Raw genomic sequence first — 20388 nt, 5'->3', positions numbered from 1 at the left:
GAACATCAAAGATACGTATAATATAGAGGATATTATAAGCAGCAACTTTGGTTATCATTCTAACACAAGCTTCCCAAAAAGGACAGTCCTGAAATCATTCGGGACTGTCCTTCTTAAATATGTAACTATTCAATACTGCCTTTAGATCATCACTATCTGCGTCTTCTCTTTAAGAACACACCGACAACTGCTGCCACTGCGCCAAGGCTCAGCACAAGTCCGATAATCGGTACAAAAACTCTGACTGCATCCCCGGTCTTAATTCCCTGGTTTGCCGATCCATTATTGTTAGTACCATTTCCGTTATTTCCATTCTGACCGCCGCCGTTCTGGTTTCCATTATTCCCATTCTGGTTTCCGTTATTATTGTTTCCGCCAGAACCTTTTTTCTCTGTCAGTCCGTCACGCGCATCTGCAAGTAATTTTACAGTCTTGTCAACTTCTGCCTGGCTTTCTACAGATAAGGTTTCATCATCCATTACTGCATTTGCTTTTGCCAGCGCATCCGTGAATACTTTTACAGATTCGTCTGTGTACTTGCTCAGGTCAATGTCTTTTACACTGTCTAATAAATCTGACAATGTGGACTTGTCCGCTTTCAGCCTTAAGTCCATCATCCGGTCTACCAGCTCTGCCCATGCAGCGTCAACTTCAGGCTGCATAGCATCCCCGTCGCCCATTACACGCTCTGCCTCTGCTTTTGCTGCCAGATATTCAGCCTGTCCCTTTTCTACATACTGTGCCAGGTCAATCATGTTCGTCAGCTCAAGTGCCATTCCGAGGTCCGCCTTATCTCCGGCTTTCATATCCAGCGCCTGAATCGCCTTCATGAGTTTCAGACTTGCCGTCAGCACATCGTCTTTCGTAGCGCTCTCGTTCTCCATGACTGCTTCGCCCTCTGCAATTGCCTCTGCAAAAAGCTTCTGTACGGACTCAACAAGCTTGTCCACATCGCCGTTCTCTACATGCTGTTTTGCTCTGGTCAGGAAGGTTTCCAGTATGGTTTTGCTTCCCCTTAATCCGTCAATCGCTGCACGCAGTTCGTCTTTTTTCTGTGTCAGTTCATCCTGGGTCGTTGCATTCTGGCGTGCATCCTTTGCATTCTTTATTGCATCCTGCAGTGCCTGATAACTCTCCTGTGTATATCCGTCCTGTTTAATTGCTTCTGCCTCGGCGATTGCTTTATCGATTGCATCGTAGTCCAGTTCGACCGGAGCCTCACCTTTTTCTACAGTATAAGTCTCGCCTGCTGCAGTTGCAAATGTGATTGTTTTTTCGTCTTCCCAGTTCGGAACTGTTCCTGCTTCCGTTTTCACAACATTTCCTGCGGAATCACGGACAGTAGCGCCCTCAGCCCAAGGTGTTACCAATGTCATGGTCTCCCCTTTTTCACTGGTGATTACTACATCTTTTGCTTCCTGTGCAGCTCCATCGTAGGATGCGGATACAATAAACGCGCCTTTTGCACGGAGTCCGGAAAATGTGGCATCTTTGTCTGCATACCAGTTCGGGAATATTTTTGTCATTCCATCGTCACTGATCAGCATCATACTGTTGATTGTTTCTGTAGAGCCTGATTTTTCAACTCCATGTGCACCATCATTAATTCTTAAATTTGCTACCATCTGGCTGTCTATTACATCTACCAGCTTTGTTACAACGGTATCGATCGGATACCGGGATTTTACAGCCTCGGGGAACAATCTCGGGAAGTTATTAATCTGTCCCCATGCTCCTCTTTCCGAGAAAACATCAATGGTATCCTGAATCATCTGTAAATCTTCTGGTGTTGAGAAATAATTGTATACTCCTCCCGGAATCATTGCATCCAGAGGCAGTGCATTGCCATCTCCCGGAATCGGACTTGGAAGATCGATCCAGCTGCTGCCGTTCCACTGTTTTTCTCCCAGTGCAAGAACTTTCTTTCCATTCACTACTGTTGTCGGCTGATCCCCTAAATGATTATAAATGTCTGTCCATGTTTCACGTTTGTCTGCATCCCTGCCTAATGTTTCACTGGCAGAAATCAGATGTCTCAACAGATTCTTCACTGCTGCAAGCTCAACTGCCGGGTTCTTTGCCCAGGAGCCTTCATTGTAGCCTGCATAAAGTACATATTCATCGCCCTCTTTTTCCAGCCATGCTTCATAGAATGCTGCTGCCTGTTTCATATAATCGTATGCACCGGCATTTAAAAATTCTTCATCCAGCGTATAGTCATAATACTGTGTCATCAAATAGGCGTTATACGCTGCATCCAGCGCTTCGCTTAAGTAGACATCATCCGTTGTCGTACCCCATGGTCCGATACCTACCGGGTACAAAATAGCTCCTGGTATTCCATTTTCTTCACTGATGTCGCCTTTTTGAACCTTCTTGTTTACAAAATCCGAATTAATCCTTCTGATTTCATTAATGTCTGAGGCTCTTCTCTGCCCTTCTGGCACATAATCTAAAAGTGCCTGGATTCCCGGCATCGCTATTTCCGGCCTATTACTTGAATTTGTACCATAGAAGGTAGATATAAAGTTATAATTTAAATGATAGTCTGAATGCCAGGTAGCATTGTCTGTTGTATGCCAGACTCCATACAGACCTGGGGCAAGCTCCCCTTCCTTTGCGGTACTTCCCAGTATGTACTGTGCTCCATAATAATATTTCTGGACTTTATTCAGATTTTCATCTTCTGTTCCAAAATCTACGTAAGATGTACTCCAAAAATCTTTCCACCATGCCTGACGGGCCTCATTCAACGCTGCAACGCTTGCTTCATCTGCTGCTTCTGCCAGCAATTCCTGCGCTTCCTGAGCCGGCTCTTTTTCACATTCCCATAAAGTGGTGCCATCATTATGATAAGTTCTTCCGCCTCCGCCTATTGTGGTCACAATGTAAACACTCTGGCCTGCTTTCAGCGTAAACTTTAAGTTTCCTTTTCCGGCTTTGTTGTCCGATACCGCTGCTGCATCATCTGCTCCGATAACTTTCATCGATACTGCAGCTTTTGATACATGCGAATTGGGATTGCCTGAGTCTTTGTTCGGTGTAGTACGGGTAACTGTTACAGTATCTGCACTATTTTCTGCCGTAATCGGCTTATTCGCCTTGTCATTTGCTGATGCCCATACATCTGCCTGGAGCAGCGCATCAGTTGAACCATTAGACTTCAATTCCGTTACCATCACATTCTTATCTGCGGAAAGCCATGTCTTCATTTCCGTCGGAACCTCTGCCAATACCTGGGTTGTCTGTATCTCTCCATTCAGAATATCCTGTTTTTCATAGAATGAGCCCGGCTCTCCTTCATCTGGTATCTCAGGAGCATTTTCACGAAGCTCCAGCTCATGGATTCTTGCTGCTTTATTTGACGGTGCAGGATTGGTAATCAACAGGCGGATGTAACGGGCACTGACAGGCGTCTCAAATGTTTTTGAGGTAATTGTCTCTGTATTTCCTGTAACCGCATCCATATCCAACCATGCAGATTCATCTGTATTCTCAATACTGCTCCACTCTTCTGTATCAGATTCCAGATATTGGAGCTGATAGTCTACAGTATTATGTTCGGTCTCTCCAACAATTCCAGAATGAACTAATGAATAGTAGCCAATATTTTTCTTCTCGCCTAAATCGACAATTGCCCAATGTGTTGATTCATTATCATGTAACGAACACCATTTCGTATTATTATCTCCATCAACGATATGTGAACCAGCATGCTCAATTCCGTCTGTTAATGCTGCACATACTTTTACGGGCTTATTCAATGCCAGATTCTCGGATTCCTCTACTTTTGCTTCTTCATAAAGTTCAAATTGCCCTATTCTGGCACGCGGATTACTTCGGGAATCCTCTGTTGTTTCCTGGGTTGCCTTTGTAATAAGCAGGCGAACAAATTTTGCACTTACCGCAGAGTCCAGATTCTTATCATAGACACTTGCCGTATTATCTGTCACTGTATCAACAGACTGCCACGAATCCACTTCTCCTGTATCACTAATCTGCAGTGCAAAATCCTTTGTATTGTTTTCAGAAGCATATTGCGGCCTGACTGCTCCATCACTTTTTACTACGTACCTGCCAATGGTAATCGGCTCTTCATATTCCAGCTGAAGCCAAAATTCTGGATTTCCGCCCTGCTCAGTATCCTGCGGCCGCTTGGATACCCAGCCATATCCGCTGGAACTTTCCTGCATCTCTCCATTTACGGCTGTATCCGGGCTGAAACTGTCATGATAGCTGCTTGCCGTTACATTTTTATAGTTTGGGGCAAGATTCGTACTATTGTCTGCTGCTTCTTCCTTCTGTTTCCCTATGGTAACACCACCAATCAGCAGCGGTTTATCGTTATATGCCCAGAAGTCTCCTTTAGATATATAAAAACTTTTGGAATTTCCGTCTCCAGCTGAGGTGATACCGACATCTCCATTTCCTAATAAAGCCGTATTAGGCAGCTTATCAGAGACTGCACCCGAATATGAAGTATCATTCCATTCTCCATAATAGCGTGATACCACCGATTGGATTTCATTCCACTTTGCATCCTCCTGCCCTTCTGCCTGTACTTCACTCATGCCCAAACCTGAAAAGCACATGCTTCCAAGCATACAGCAGACCATGGCTGCTGCAGTTGCTCTGGCTAACTTTCTTTGCTTCCTCATCCTTTTCCTCCAATAAGTATATTTATTCAAGGCTTTGTGCGAAATATTTCATATCCTCCTTTCCAGCACTCACGACGCTCCTTATTTTTCTTATCACAAGGCCAAAAATAACGATTGAATAGGTTCCTTTTACGGAGCTTTCTTCTGAATCTATTGTTTTGTTTATTGTAATCTATCTCCACTTTCTATCGGGTCACACTTTTTGGCAGTTAGTTCATATTTTTTGTTTTTTTATTCATATTTTGTTTACATCCTAAAATATGTTGCAATATTCCAGAATACAAACAGGAAATCTCCTTATAAAGCACAAAAAGTCAGGGCCACTGCACATTATTTTGTGCAGTAGCCCCAAAGGCTCTTTATCTACGCTTTTTCTTAAGAGCAACACCTGCTATTACCGCTGCTGCACCTAAGCTTAACACGATTCCTAATACTGGTATGAACAGAGGTACCGTATCGCCTGTTTTTATAGACTGCTTTCCGCTGGTTCCATTCTGGCCATTTCCGTTCTGATTATTATTCTGACCATTGCCATTCTGACCGCCGTTTCCGTTCGGATCATCTTTATTGTCATCGCCGGAACCTTTCTTTTCCGTCAGCCCATCTCTTGCAGCCATAAGTGTTACAACTGCTTCATCTACTTTCGCCTGATCATCAACGGATAAACCGTCATCATTCATGATCGTATTTGCCAGGGCCAGTGCGTCGTTGTAAGTTTTTACAGATTCTTCTGTATACTTATTCAGATCCAGATCCTTAAGGCTTTCCAGAAGATCAGCCAGTGCTGCTTTATCTGCCTTTAATCTCAGATTCATCATCGCATCTACAAGCTTTGCCCACGCTGAATCAACTTCAGGCTGCATTGCATCTCCGTTGCCCATCACGCCCTCAGCTTCTGCTTTCGCAGCCAGATATTCCGTCTGTCCTGCTTCCACATATTTTGTAAGGTCGATCATATTCGTCAGTTCCAGGGCCATTCCAAGGTCTGCCTTATCGCCGGCTTTCATATCCAGTGCCTGGATCGCTTTCATCAGTTTCAGACTTGCCCTCAGCACATCGTCTTTCGTAGCATTCCCGTTCTCCATGACTGCTTCGCCCTCTGCAATTGCTTCGGCAAAGAGCTTCTGTACGGACTCAACAAGCTTGTCCACATCACCATTCTCTACATGCTGTTTTGCTCTGTCCAGGAAGGTTTCCAGGACATTCTTGCTTCCTTTTAACCCGTCAATTGCGGCACGAAGCTCGTCCTTTTTCTGAGTCAGTTCGTCCTGAGTCGTTGCATTCTGACGTGCATCCTTTGCATTCTTTATTGCATCCTGCAGTGCCTGCCAGCTCTCCGGTGTGTATCCGTCCTGTTTAATTGCTTCTGCCTCGGCGATTGCTTTATCGATTGCATCGTAGTCCAGTTCAACCGGAGCCTCACCTTTTTCTACAGTATAAGTCTCGCCTGCTGCAGTTGCAAATGTGATTGTTTTTTCGTCTTCCCAGTTCGGAACTGTTCCTGCTTCCGTTTTCACAACATTTCCTGCGGAATCACGGACAGTAGCGCCCTCAGCCCAAGGTGTTACCAATGTCATTGTTTTGCCTTTTTCGCTTGTAATCACAACGTTCTTTGCTTCCTGTGCAGCTCCGTCAAATTCAGCGGAAACCGTAAACGCACCTCTTGCACGCAGGTTAGCGAATTTTGCATCTTTATCAGTATACCAGTTCGGGAATACTTTTGTAATTCCGTCTTCGCTTGCCAGCATCATGTTGTTAATTGCTTCTGTTGCACCTGATTTTTCAATTCCGTGTACATTATCGTTGATTCTCAGGTTTGCCGCCATCTGGCTGTCGATTACATTTACCAGTTTTGTCACAACTGTATCAATGTCATATCTTGATTTTACAGCCTCCTGGAACAGTCTCGGGAAGTTGTTAATCTGTCCCCATGCACCTCTGTCTGAAAATACAGAAATGGTATCGCGAACCACCTGTAAATCTTCCGGAGAAGAAAAGTAATTATATACGTTTCCTGGAACCATGGCATCCAATGGGATTGCATTGCCATCTCCCGGTATCGGGCTTGGAAGGTCTACCCAGTTACCGCCGCTCTGCTGCTTTTCACCTAATGCAAGAACCGACTTTCCATTCACGTTTGTGGTAGGCTGGTCTCCAAGATGTTCATAAATATCAATCCAGTCTGCCCTCTTATCTTCGTCTTTTCCCAGGTCTTCGCTAAACTGAATCAGATGTTTGATTGTATTCTTTAATGCTGCCAGCTCTACTGCAGGGTTCTTTGCCCAGGATCCTTCGTTGAAGCCTGCGTAAAGTACATATTCATATCCGTCTTCATTTCTGTCACTGTCTTCTTTTTCCAGCCATGCTTCATAGAATGCAACCGACTGCTTCATATAATCGTAAACACCATTTTCAAGGAACTCGGTATCCATAGTGTAATCATAGTACTGTGTCATCAAATAAGAGTTGTATGCTGCATCCAGCGCCTCATTCAGATATACATTATCTGTTGTCATACCCCATGGAGCGATTCCTACAGGGAATAAAATTGCGCCCTCGATACCATTTGTAGCATCAATATCGCCTTTTTCAACTTTTTGATCTACAAAAGTTTTATTGATTCTTCTCAGCTCATCTGTAGAAGTTGCACGTCTCTGTCCATCCGGCACAAAGTCCAGAAGTGCCTGTACTCCTGAAAGTGCAAGCTCCGGTCTGTTACTTGAATTGGTTCCATAGAAAGTAGAAATAAAGTTATAATTCAGATGATAATCGGAACTCCAGCTTGCATTGTCTGTTGTATGCCAGATTCCATAAAGTCCCGGAGCCAGTTCCCCCTCTTTGGAAGCACTTCCCAATAAGTACTGCGCACCATAGTAATATTTCTGTACTTTATTCAGCTTTTCGTCTTCTGTCCCAAAATCAACATAAGAGTCGCTCCAGAATCCTTTCCACCAATCCTGACGGGCACTGTTCAGTTCTGCTACAGCATCCACACCTGTAACCCCTGCCAATAATTCCTGTGCTTCAGAAGCCGGTACCGCTGTTGTGTCATCCCACAGCGTAACCCCGTCATTATGATAGGTTCTTCCGCCTCCGCCAATGGCTGTTGTAATATATACAGTTTCTCCTGCTTTCAATGTAAACTTTAAGTTACCTTTTCCGTCTTCATTATTGGAAAATGTCGTTACATCGTCTGCACCGATAATCTTTGTAGACAATGCTGCCTGTGAAACATGGGCTTTTTCATTATCCGGTGCTGTATTCCTGGTGCATCGTGTCACAGTTACACTTGTATCATCATTTGCAGCTGTAATCGGTTTGTTTGCTTTATCATTCAGTGATGCCCAGGTATCTACCTGAAAAGCTGCATCGTTGGTTCCATTTGATTTTAATTCTGTTACCATAACATTCTTGTCTGCTGATAACCAGGTCTTCATCTCGGTAGGAGTTCCCACCAGTTCCTGTCTTGTCTGGATCTCAGCATTTAAGATATCCTGTTTTTCATAGAATACGGTATTCGGGTCTTTTGGCTCGGAATATAACTCCAGCTCATAAATACGGACTGCTTTGCTCGAATTCTGCTCCGCCTGCGTAACAAGTAAACGCACATAACGCGTATTAACCGCTGTTTCCAGATTCCGGTCTGTAATTGCTTCCGAATTATTATCTACCGCATCTGCATCTACCCATATCTCGTCATTAGCCGGGTCCGGATTCTCTGCTGTTGTATACTGCAGCTTAAATGCTTTCGTATTATAGCCTGAGCCCTCGCCGCCCGCCTGGGCATGTTTTACAATCCAGCGTGATATATCTTTTGCTTCGCCTAAGTCAAGCATTGCCCAGTATCTCTCTGATCCGTCTGCATTTTCGTTTTTCGTACAGCACCATTTTGTGGATGCGTCTCCGTCAATCAGCATTGTACCAGGTGAATGGTAAGGAGTTCCCGGATTATTAATATAACCGCTTTCCTGAATCGATTTGTTTAATGCCAGATTTTTTGACTCCGGTTCTTCTACCGGCGGCTCCTCAGCTGCATCTTTTGCATTCGCATAGAGTTCAAACTCTGCCACTCGTGCACGTTCATCATTTTTACCTGTATGTCCCTGATGCGGCTGTGTAATGTACAGTCTCACCCATTGGGTCTGTACCTTTTCATCCAGATTCGTATCAAAGTTGGCCTCACTATTGCCTTCAATTGTATCTACTGTGTTCCAGCTTCCATCTTCCCCTGTATCACTTACCTGCAATTCGAAATTACTTGAAGTGTTTTCGTCCTGTGCTGAACCTCTTACAAAAGCATCACTCTTCACTACATATCTGCCGATGGTAACAGGTTCTGCAAATTTTAACTTTAACCAGTATTCATTCCCCTGTTGGGCCGGAACTTTAGACACCCACATATTTCCATTTGCGTTATCTTCGATGATTCCGTTAACTGCAAGGTCAGGAGCAAATGCATCATGATAGCTGCTTGCTGTGACTTCTTCATGAAGAGGGGCGAGATTCTCTACCTTTGGCTTCGCATAAAGCTCAAACTGTCCGACTCTGGCACGGGGATTTTTCCGGGAATTTTCATCCAGTCCCTGTGTAGCCTCTGTAATATATAAGCGGACAAATTTTGTCGTCACGGCAGAATCCAGATCCTTGTCAAAAACACTTTCTGAATTATCTGTCACAGTATCAACTGATGTCCAGCCGTCTATACCATTTTCGCTTACCTGCAGTTCAAAGGCTTTCGGATTATTTCCTCTGCCTTCATCGGTATCTCTTACCGCACCATCACCTTTTACAACATACCTTGAAATGGTAATGGCTTCTTCAAATTCTAACTGCAGCCAGAAATCCTGCACATCTGCCACTCCGCCTTCTTCAGTATCCTGCGGACGTTTTGATACCCAGCCATAGCCGCTGGAACTTTCCTCCATAGCTCCATTCACTGCCTTATCCGGCGTAAAAGCATCATGCCAGCTGCTTGCTGTGACGTTTTTGTATGTGGGTGCAAGATTAACATCTGTTTCAATTTCCGGTTTCTGATCTTTTGTCTGTTCCCCAATCGTTACGCCACCAATAAGGATTGGTGGACATGGTGAAGAATAGTTTCCTGTCCCATAAGTCCAGAAATCACTTTTTGAAATGTAAAAACTCTTAGAAAAATCATTTCCTGCTGAAGTAATACCGACATCTCCATTTCCCAAAAGAGCGGTATTTGGCATTTTGTCTGATACCGCCCCACTATAGGTCGTGTTATTCCACTCCCCATAGTACCGGGATACAACCGACTCAATCTGGTTCCATTCGGAATCCCCCTCTCCTTCGGCTCGGACTGTACTGATCCCCGCGCCAGAAAAGACCGGTCCGGCCAGCATACAGCAGGTCATGGCCGCTGCCGTTGCTCTGATTAACGTTTTCTGCTTCCTCATCCTTTTCCTCCAAAATGTATATTTCATTCAAGGCTTTGTACAAAATATCCTACTGCCTCCTTTCCAGCGCTCACGGCGCTTTTTATCGCTCATATCACAAAGCCCAAAATAACGATAAAAGATTTCCTTTTTACACGGAGTATTCTACTAAATCCGTTGTCCTTTTTATTGTAATTTATATCCCCGTTTCGCCGGGATACTCTTTTTGGCAGTTAGTTCATTTTTTTTTGTTTTTACGCAAATAATTTGTTTATATCCCCCAAAATCATGCAATAACACGGAATACAGACAGTGGAATCTTATCATAAAGCACAAAAAAATCCAGGGCCACCGCACATTATTTTGTGCAGTAGCCCCAAATAGTCTTTATCTACGCTTTTTCTTAAGAGCAACACCTGCTATTACCGCTGCTGCACCTAAGCTTAACACGATTCCTAATACTGGTATGAACAGAGGTACCGTATCGCCTGTTTTTATGGTCTGCTTTCCGCTGTTTCCATTCTGGCTGGTTCCATTCTGGCCATTTCCGTTCTGATTATTATTCTGACCATTGCCATTCTGGCCGCCGTTTCCGTTCGGATCGTCTTTATTATCGTCGCCGGAACCTTTCTTTTCTGTCAGCCCATCTCTTGCAGCCATAAGTGTTACAACTGCTTCATCTACTTTCGCCTGATCATCAACGGATAAACCGTCATCATTCATGATCGTATTTGCCAGGGCCAGTGCGTCGTTGTAAGTTTTTACAGATTCTTCTGTATACTTATTCAGATCCAGATCCTTAAGGCTTTCCAGAAGATCAGCCAGTGCTGCTTTATCTGCCTTTAATCTCAGGTTCATCATCGTATCCACCAGCTTTGTCCACGCTGCATCAACTTCAGGCTGCATTGCATCTCCGTTGCCCATCACGCCCTCAGCTTCTGCTTTCGCAGCCAGATATTCCGTCTGTCCTGCTTTCACATATTTTGTAAGGTCGATCATATTCGTCAGTTCCAGGGCCATTCCAAGGTCTGCCTTATCGCCAGCTTTCATATCCAGTGCCTGGATCGCTTTCATTAGTTTCAGACTTGCCCTCAGCACATCGTCTTTCGTAGCATTCCCGTTCTCCATGACTGCTTCGCCCTCTGCAATTGCTTCGGCAAAGAGCTTCTGTACGGACTCAACAAGCTTGTCCACATCTCCGTTCTCTACATGCTGTTTTGCTCTGTCCAGGAAGGTTTCCAGGACATTCTTGCTTCCTTTTAACCCGTCAATTGCGGCACGAAGCTCGTCCTTTTTCTGAGTCAGTTCGTCCTGAGTCGTTGCATTCTGGCGTGCATCCTTTGCGTTCTTTAATGCATCCTGCAGTGCCTGATAGCTCTCCTGTGTGTATCCGTCCTGTTTAATCGCTTCTGCCTCTGCGATTACTTTATCGATTGCTTCGTAGTCCAGTTCAACCGGTGCCTCACCTTTTTCTACCGTATAGGTTTCGCCTGCAACAGTATCAAAAGTGATTGTTTTTTCATCTTCCCAATTCGGGACTGTTCCTGCTGTTGCCTTCACTACATTTCCTGAAGAATCACGCACATATGCACCCTCAGCCCATGGTGAAACCAATGTCATTGGCTGTCCCATTTCGCTGGTGATTACTACATTTTTTGCTTCCTGAGCTGTTCCATCGTAGACAGCAGAAACACTAAATGCACCTTTTGCACGAAGATTTACGAATTCTGCATCCTTATCCGCATACCAGTTCGGGAAGATCTTTGTGATTCCTTCGTCACTAATCAGCATCATGCTGTTAATTGTCTCTGTTGAACCTGATTTTTCTACTCCATGTGTATTATCATTGATTCTCAGGTTTGCTGCCATCTGTCTGTTAATTACATCTACTAGCTTTGTTACAACTGTATTAATTGGATATCTGGATTTCACAGCCTCCGGGAATAATCTTGGGAAGTTGTTAATCTGCCCCCATGCTCCCCGCTGTGAGAATACATCAATCGTGTCCTGTATCATCTGCAGGTCTTCCTGTGATGAGAAATAGGTATACACGCCTCCAGGAATCATTGCATCCAATGGCAATGCGTTACCATCTCCAGGAATTGGGCTTGGAAGATCCACCCATGAGCTGCCGTTCCACTGCTTTTCACCTAATGCGAGAACCGTTTTCCCATTCACAACAGTTGTTGGCTGGTCGCCCAGATTCTCGTAGATATCTTTCCACTTCACTCTCTTATCTTCATCTACTCCCAAAAACTCACTCATAGAAATTACGTTTCTGAGCGTATTTTTGAATGCTGCCAGTTCCACTGCCGGATTCTTCGCCCATGACCCCTCATTGTATCCCGCGTAAAGAACATACTGGCCTTCTTCTTTTTCCAGCCATGACTCGTAAAATGCAACAGCCTGTTTCATATAATCATAAGCGCCTGCATTCAGGAAATCCTTGTCCATGGTATATTCATAATATTGTGTCATTAAATATGCGTTATAGCAGGCATTCAATGCCTCATTATGGTACTTATTATCAAGTGTCATTCCCCACGGCCCGATACCTACCGGGAACAAAATGGCGCCTGGGATGCCGTTCTCCTCACTGATATCACCTTTTGCAATCTTTTCATTTACGAAATCTTCACGTATCCTTCTGATTTCGCTGATATCTGAAGCCCTTCGCTGTCCTTCCGGCACAAAATCCAGAAGTGCCTGAATCGCCGGTAGTGCAACTTCCGGTCTGTTGCTTGAGTTTGTGCCATAGAACGTAGACATAAAGTTATAATTTAAATGAAAGTCAGACTTCCAATTGGGTGTATCTGTTGTATGCCAGATACCATACAGACCCGGTGCCTCCTCGCCTTCTTTCGCCGTACTTCCTAATATGTACTGTGCACCATAGTAGTATTTCTGTACCTTGTTCAGTTGTTCATCTTCTGTTCCAAAATCTACATACGATGTGCTCCAGTAATCCTTCCACCATGCCTGGCGCTCTGCATTTAAACTCTCAATTACAGATGCATCCGCCACACTGGCAAGTAATCCTTTAGCATCCTGAACCGGTTCTGTGTCAGCCCATAAGCTGCCATCGTTATGATAGGTTCTTCCACCGCCGCCAATCGCCGAAACAATATAGACACGTTGGCCTGCACCCAATGTAAACTTAAGAGTACCTTTCCCGATATTTTCATCAGAAGCCGCAGCCACACCGTCTGCGCCGATAATCTTGGTGGATATGGCTGCCTGGGATACATGCGCATTAGTATCGTCCGGAGCCGTATTCTGAGTAGCGCGGGTAACTGTGACAGAACTCTCATCGTTCTCCGCCGTAATAGGTTTATTAGCCCTGTCATTATTCTCTGCCCAGACCCCTACCTGGAAATTTGCATCCTGAGTACCATTAGAGGTAAGCTCTGTTACCATGATATTCTTGCTGTCTGAAATCCAGGTTTTCATCTCTGTCGGAACCTCTGCCAATTCCTGGCTCGTTTGGATTTCCGCATTCAGGATATCCTGCTTCTCATAGAATGCAAACGGTGCTTCTTCCCGCAGCTCCAATTCATGGATTCTTGCTGCTTTATTTCCTGATGCAGGCTTCGTAATTAACAGACGGACATATCTGGCATTCACCGGATTCTCAAATGCCTTGCTGGTTACCGTCGATTTATTTCCTGTAACAGCATCCATATCAAGCCATTCAGTTTCATTTTCAATCGTATCCCAGTCTTTTTCTTCCGTTGAAGCTAAGTACTGGAGTTGGTAATCTACAGTATTATGCACTGTCTCTCCGACAATTCCCGAATGGGTCAGCTGATAATATCCGATATCTTTTGCGTCTCCCAAATCTATAATTGCCCAATGAGTAGACTCATTGTCGTGCAGAGAACACCACTTTGTGGAAGTATCGCCATCTACAACAAATTTTCCGACATAATCTACTCCCTTGTCTATGTAGGAGGAACAGACCTTGATCGGCTTATTTAATGCCAGATTTTTAGAATCTGCTGCCGGCACTTCTCCCTCAGCCTTTGGCTCTGCATACAGCTCAAACTGTCCGATTCTTGCACGCGGATTATTTCTGGAGTCAGCCGTTGTTTCCTGTGTCGCTTTTGTAATATAAAGACGTACAAATTTCGTACTCACTGCTTCATCCAGGTTCTTGTCGAAAATATCTGCTGTGTTGCCGGTCACTGTATCAACCGGAATCCAGCTGTCCTCCACTCCCGTTTCGCTTATCTGCAGTTCAAAGTCTTTTGTATTATTTTCAGCTCCATATGCAGGACGTACAGCCCCGTCACTTTTCACTACATATCTTGAAATTGAAATTGGCTCTTCATATTCCAACTGAAGCCAGAAGTCCTTATTACCATTTTGTTCCGGATCCTGCGGACGTTGTGTTACCCAGCCATACCCTGATGGGCTTTGCTGCATTTCTCCACTTACTGCTGCCTCCGGTGGGAAATCCTTATGTTGGCTGCTCACTGTCACTGCCTTATACTTAGGAGCAAGGTTCTCATCTGTCTCGATTACTTCTTCTTTCTGCTTTTCAATCGTTACCCCTCCAATCGGCATTGGACTGCCATTGTAGGTCCAAAAGTCTCCTTTTGAAATATAAAAGCTTTTAGAATCTGCATTTCCTGCTGAAGTAATTCCGACATCACCATTCCCTAAAAGTGCAGTATTGGGCAGTGTATTTGACTTTACCCCTGAATAGGTCGTATCCTTCCACTCTCCGTAATACCGAGATACAATAGACTGAACCTTATCCCAATCCGAAACAGCTGTCTCTTCCGCCTGGACATCTTTCATGCTTATTCCCGGCAAAATAGTAGTTCCCAGCATACTGCAGGCCATTGTTGCCGCGGCCATTTTAGCAAGTACTTTCTTTTTATTCATTCCTTTCCTCCTCAAATAAATCTTATTTTTATCAAAAAGGTACATCGCATTCACAGCCTTGACTGTATCCTTCAGTAATTCGCAGTATAACGCCCTCCTTTCCAGCTCTGACTGAGGATACTCGTCCCTCCTTACCAGCTTTGGCTGCTGATACTCCTCCCTTTTTCCCCGCCTCCTGTACTTCCAGACAAGATACTTTTTTATATTTACTTGTTTTGTATGGAGAATTTACCAAAATGGCCGCCTCAATAGCAGCGGCCCTCCGTTCAGTTATATATTAAATAGATTATAGTAAATGCTCTGGTTATTCAGGGTGGGAATTTTTAGCAGTTGGTTCAATTATTTTGGTTTTTTTTACCTGGTATGGCGAATTTATATAACACATATAATTTTGTATTTAGATATAAAAAATACCGGATCTTTCATCTCTTAAAAATGAAAGATCCGGTACTATAAATTTTATCTGCGTTTAGTTTTATAAGCGGCTACTCCAATAATAACTGCAGCACCCATACTCATTAGAATGCCTAATACCGGAATGAACAGAGGTACCGTATCGCCTGTCTTTATAGTACTGTTCCCCTTTTGACTACCACTTCCGCCATTACTGTTACCACCGTTATTATTCCCGCCATTGTTATTTCCGCCGTTGTTGTTTCCGCCGTTATTATCCCCGCCGTTGTTATTTCCGCCGTTATTGTTCCCGCCGCCTTCTTTTTCTTTCAGGTCCGCTTTTGCAATCATCAGGTTCATAACTGCTTCATCCACTTTCGTCTGGTCATCTTGGGACAAAGTATCATCTTCCATGACAGCCATCGCTGCTGCTAAGGCCTCCTTATAAACTGCAGCTGTTTCATCAGTATACTTGTCCAGGTCAAGATTCTTTACACTGTCTAATAAATCTGACAGTGTGGACTTGTCCGCTTTCAGCCTTAAGTTCATCATGGTTTCTACCAGTGTCTCCCAGGCTGTGTCAACCTCCGGCTGCATCGCATCTCCATTTTCCATTACATGCTCTGCTTCTGTTTTCGCTTCCAGATATTCTTTCTGTCCGGCCTCAACGTATTTCGTAAGGTCAATCATGTCCGTCAATTCCAGTGCCATTCCAAGATCCGCCTTATCTCCTGCCTTCATATCCAATGCCTGAATCGCCTTCATCAGCTTCAGGCTTGCTTTCAGCACATCTTCCTTTTTGGCATTCTCATTATTCATAACAGCTTCACCCTCGGCAATTGCTTCGGTGAAAAGCTTCTGCACAGATTCAACCAGGCCTTCTACATCGCCATTCGCTACGTGCTGCTTCGCTCTGTTCAGGAAGGTTTCCAATACGTTCTTGCTTCCCTTTAAGCCATCGATTGCTGCACGAAGTCCATCTTTTTTCTGATTCAGTTCGTCCTGGGTTGTTGCATTCTGGCGCGCATCCATTGCATTCTTTAATGCATCCTGCAGTGTCTGGTAGCTCTCCTGTGTGTATCCGTCCTGTTTAATTGCTTGCGCCTCTGAGATTACTTTATCAATTGCTTCGTAATCAAGCTCGACCGGAGCCTCACCTTTTTCTACCGTATAGGCTTCGCCTGCTACGGTATCAAAAGTGATTGTTTTTTCGTCTTCCCAGTTGGGAACTGTTCCATCTGCCGTTTTCACAATATTTCCTGCGGAATCACGGACAGTAGCGCCCTCAGCCCATGGAGATACCAGTGTCATTGTTTTGCCCTTTTCACTTGTAACTATAACATTCTTTGCTTCCTGTGCGCTTCCATCATATTCCGCCGATACTGTAAATGCTCCTTTTGCACGAAGATGTGCAAACTTTGCGCTCTTGTCTGCGTACCAGTTCGGGAAAATTTTTGTTATTCCCTCTTCACTGATCAGCATCATGCTGTTGATCGTTTCCGTGGAACCGGATTTTTCAATACCATGCATTCCATCTTTAATTTTCAGATTTGGCTGCATCTGTCTGTTAATCACATCCACCAGCTTTGTTACTATTGTATTCGTATCATATCTGGCTTTCACAGCATCCGGAAACAGTCTCGGGAAGTTATTTGCCTGTGACCAGCCACCTCTCTGTGAGAACACATCAATCGTATCCTGTACCATCTGCAGATCCTCTGGTGATGAAAAATAATTATAAACGCCGCCAGGAATGATTGAATCTAAAGGAAGTGCATTTCCGTCCCCTGGAATTGGGCTTGGAAGGTCTATCCAGTTGCTTCCGTCCCATTGTTTTTCGCCCAGTGCAAGAACCGTTTTCCCATTTACAACTGTTGTGGGCTGCGCGCTTAAGCCATTATAAATCTCCTTCCAGCCTGCTCTCCTGTCTTCGTCTCTCCCTAATGCCTCGCTTGCCTGAATCAGATTTTTAAGGCAATGTTTTAATGATGCAAGCTCTACCGCTGGATTCTTTGCCCAGGATCCTTCGTTATAACCTGCATACAATACATATTCATCCCCCTCTTTTTCCAGCCATGACTCATAAAATGCCACGCATTGCTTCAAGTATTCATACATATCATTTGCCAGGAACTCATCATCCATCGTATAGTCGTAATACTGTGTAAACAAATATGAATTATACGAAGCATTCAGCGCTTCATTATGATAATTATTATCGAGCGTCATACCCCATGGACCGATTCCTACAGGATAAAGTAATGCATTTTCAATCCCTTTTTCCGGATCTATATCACCTTTGGCAATCTTTGCTTCCACAAAATCTGACTTGATTCGCTTTAGTTCATCGATAGAACCTGCACGCTTTTGACCTTCCGGTACAAATTCCAGCAATGCCTTGATTCCCGGTAAGGACAGCTCCGTTCTGTTACTTGTATTCGTTCCATAAAATGCAGACATAAAGTTATAATTCAGATGATAATCGGAATTCCACCATCCGGAATCTGTTGTATGCCAGAGTGCATAGATTCCCGGTGCAACCTCGCCTTCTTTCGTGGAACTTCCCAGCAGATACTGGGCTCCGTAATAGTATTTCTGAACCTTGGAGAGGTTTTCATCCTCTGTTCCCAGATCCACATAAGATGCACTCCAGAAATCTTTCCACCATGTCTGCCGTGCGTCATTCAGCGCTGACACTGCACTTTCATCAGCAACACCGGCCAGCAGTTCCTGTGCATCTTCAACCGGTTCTGCAACACCGTCCCACAAGGTCATATCGTTGTGGTAAGTTCTGCCGCCGCCTCCAACTGAAGTCACGATATACACTGTTTGTCCTGCTTTTAAAGTAAATTCCAGATTCCCTTTTCCCGCTTCATTATCAGAAGCAGCCGTAACATCGTCAGCGCCGATAATCTTTGTGGAAAGCGCAGCTTTTGATACATGAGACTGCGGATTATCCGGTGCTTTGTTTTGGGTTGAACGGGTAACAGTTACGCTGCTGTCAGTATTCTCAGCAGTGATCGGAGTATTCACTTTATTCTTATCACTTGCAGATGTTTCTACCTGGAATGTTGCGTCCTGTGCTCCATTTGACTTAAGCTCCGTTACCATAATGTTTTTATCGGAAGAAAGCCAGGTCTTCATCTCAGTCGGAACCTCCGCCAGTTCCTGAGTTGTCTGGATTTCTGCATTTAAAATATCCTGCTTTTCGTAAAATGCTGCTGGAGCCTTTGCTCTCAAATCCAGTTCATGAATCCTTGCTGCTTTATTTCCTGAGGCAGGCTTTGTTATATACAGACGAATATATCTTGCACTGACGGGATTCTCCAGAACTTTACTGGTAACCGTAGCGGTATTGCCTGTTACTGTGTCCATATCCTTCCAGAGGCTGTCATCCAGGGTTTCGATTGTTTCCCAGTCTTCCTCTGCCGAATCCAGGTACTGAAGCTGGTAGTCTACCGTATTATGGTCAGTTTCCCCTATAATTCCTGAATGTACCAAATCATAATAGCTTATGGTCTCCACCGCTTCCAGATCAATGATTGCCCAATGAGTAGATTCATTATCGTGCAGTGAACACCATTTTGTGGAATCTTTTCCATCTACAATGTTTTCTCCCGGATACAGTACTCCCTGGTCCGTAAATGAAGAACACACCTTTACCGGTTTATGAAATGCCAGATTATCCGAAGGTTCTTCTGCTGCTTCTTTCGGCTCTGTATACAATTCAAACTGTCCGACTCTTGCACGGGCATAGTCGCCATCATTCTGTTCCGGATACGGAATATGGAGCCTTACAAATTTTGCCGTTACCGCCTCTTCCAGATTCCGATCTGATACACTTGCTGTATTCTCTTCAACCGTATCTACATCCTGCCATTCGTTTCCGGTATCGCTAATCTGCAGGGTAAAGCTTTTCGGGTTATTTTGTTCCTGACCGGGCCGTACATACCCGTCCCACTTTGCTGCCCATCTCCCGATTGTAATGGGATTCTCAAATTCAAGCTTCATCCAGTAATCATTTCTGTCCTGATCATTCCAGGCAGGAATACTGGACACCCAGCCGTAACCATTGCTATTTTGTTCCGCCTTTCCGCTGACAGCATCCTCTGGTTTAAAATCCGGATTTATATCCCGGCTGCTCACAGTTACCTCTTTGAATGAAGGTGCAAGATTCCCTGTCTCTTCCTCAATCACCTTCTGACTGGCGCCAATCCTTACCTTACCGATTGTGAGAGGCGTTCCTTCATATGTCCAGAAATCCCCTTTGGATATGTAAAAACTTTTCTCGTCCCCATTTCCTGCAGATGTAACGCCAACATCTCCATTCCCAAGCAACGCTGTATCAGGTATATGATCCGAAATAGCTCCGCTGTAATTGGTGTCATTCCATTCCCCATAGTACCGTGATACGATTGACTGAATTTCATTCCATTCTGAATCACCCTCTGCTTCAGCGCGGACTGTACCTATTCCTGCGCCCGAAAAGACCGTACTGCCCAGCATACAGCAGGCCATAGCCGCCGCTGCTGTTTTTGTGAGTGCTTTCTTTTTCTTCATTCCCATCCTCCTGCAATGTTTCACTTTATTTATAAAAAGGGGCATCGCTGTGACATCCTCAGCCTTGACAGTATCTTTCATTCTCTGACAAGTTGCCTGTATAGCGCCCTCCTTTCCAGCTTTTACAGCGAATGCTCCACCTTTTTCTTTTGCCTTTGCTCTTGGTATATATGGAATTTCCCTTTTATTACCTATATGCCTTTATATTTGGCAAAAAGATCCGCCACAATTGCGGCGGATCTTCGGTCCGTTATTTGTTAATATAAATTATAATGAATACAATTCTAACACAGGGGTTGTTTTTTTAGTAGTTGGTTCATTTATTTTGGCTTTTAGTATCCTTTCTTATCTGCGTTTCCGTCTGAAAAACATACTGACAGCCACAGCTGCTGCGCCAAAACTCAGCATGATCCCGATGATCGGCACAAATACTATTGCAGCGTCTCCTGTCTTAATTCCCTGATTTGCTGATCCCTTATTCTGTGTAC

At 44.3% G+C, this 20388-nt stretch carries 4 protein-coding genes; all 4 read right to left on the bottom strand.

Annotated features, from left to right (window positions below; all coding sequences use genetic code 11):
- Positions 1-152: 152 nt before the first annotated feature.
- Complete coding sequence (locus HMPREF0240_RS00835; protein WP_035312188.1) at positions 153-4658, bottom strand: discoidin domain-containing protein; 4506 nt, start codon at positions 4656-4658, stop codon at positions 153-155.
- A gap of 359 nt (positions 4659-5017) precedes the next feature.
- A complete protein-coding gene (locus tag HMPREF0240_RS00830) occupies positions 5018-10078 on the bottom strand; it encodes a discoidin domain-containing protein (RefSeq protein WP_035312187.1) in 5061 nt (1686 codons plus the stop codon).
- Between the two features lie 366 nt (positions 10079-10444).
- Positions 10445-14947, bottom strand: a complete 4503-nt coding sequence (locus tag HMPREF0240_RS00825) for a discoidin domain-containing protein (RefSeq protein ID WP_009001560.1) — start codon at positions 14945-14947, stop codon at positions 10445-10447.
- Positions 14948-15406: 459 nt separating this feature from the next.
- A complete protein-coding gene (locus tag HMPREF0240_RS00815) occupies positions 15407-19900 on the bottom strand; it encodes a discoidin domain-containing protein (protein ID WP_148486259.1) in 4494 nt (1497 codons plus the stop codon).
- Between the last annotated feature and the right edge of the window lie 488 nt (positions 19901-20388).

The organism is Clostridium sp. D5 (assembly GCF_000190355.1).
In the GTDB taxonomy this organism is placed as follows: domain Bacteria; phylum Bacillota; class Clostridia; order Lachnospirales; family Lachnospiraceae; genus Faecalicatena; species Faecalicatena fissicatena_A.
This window is presented reverse-complemented; position numbering and strand designations above follow the sequence as displayed.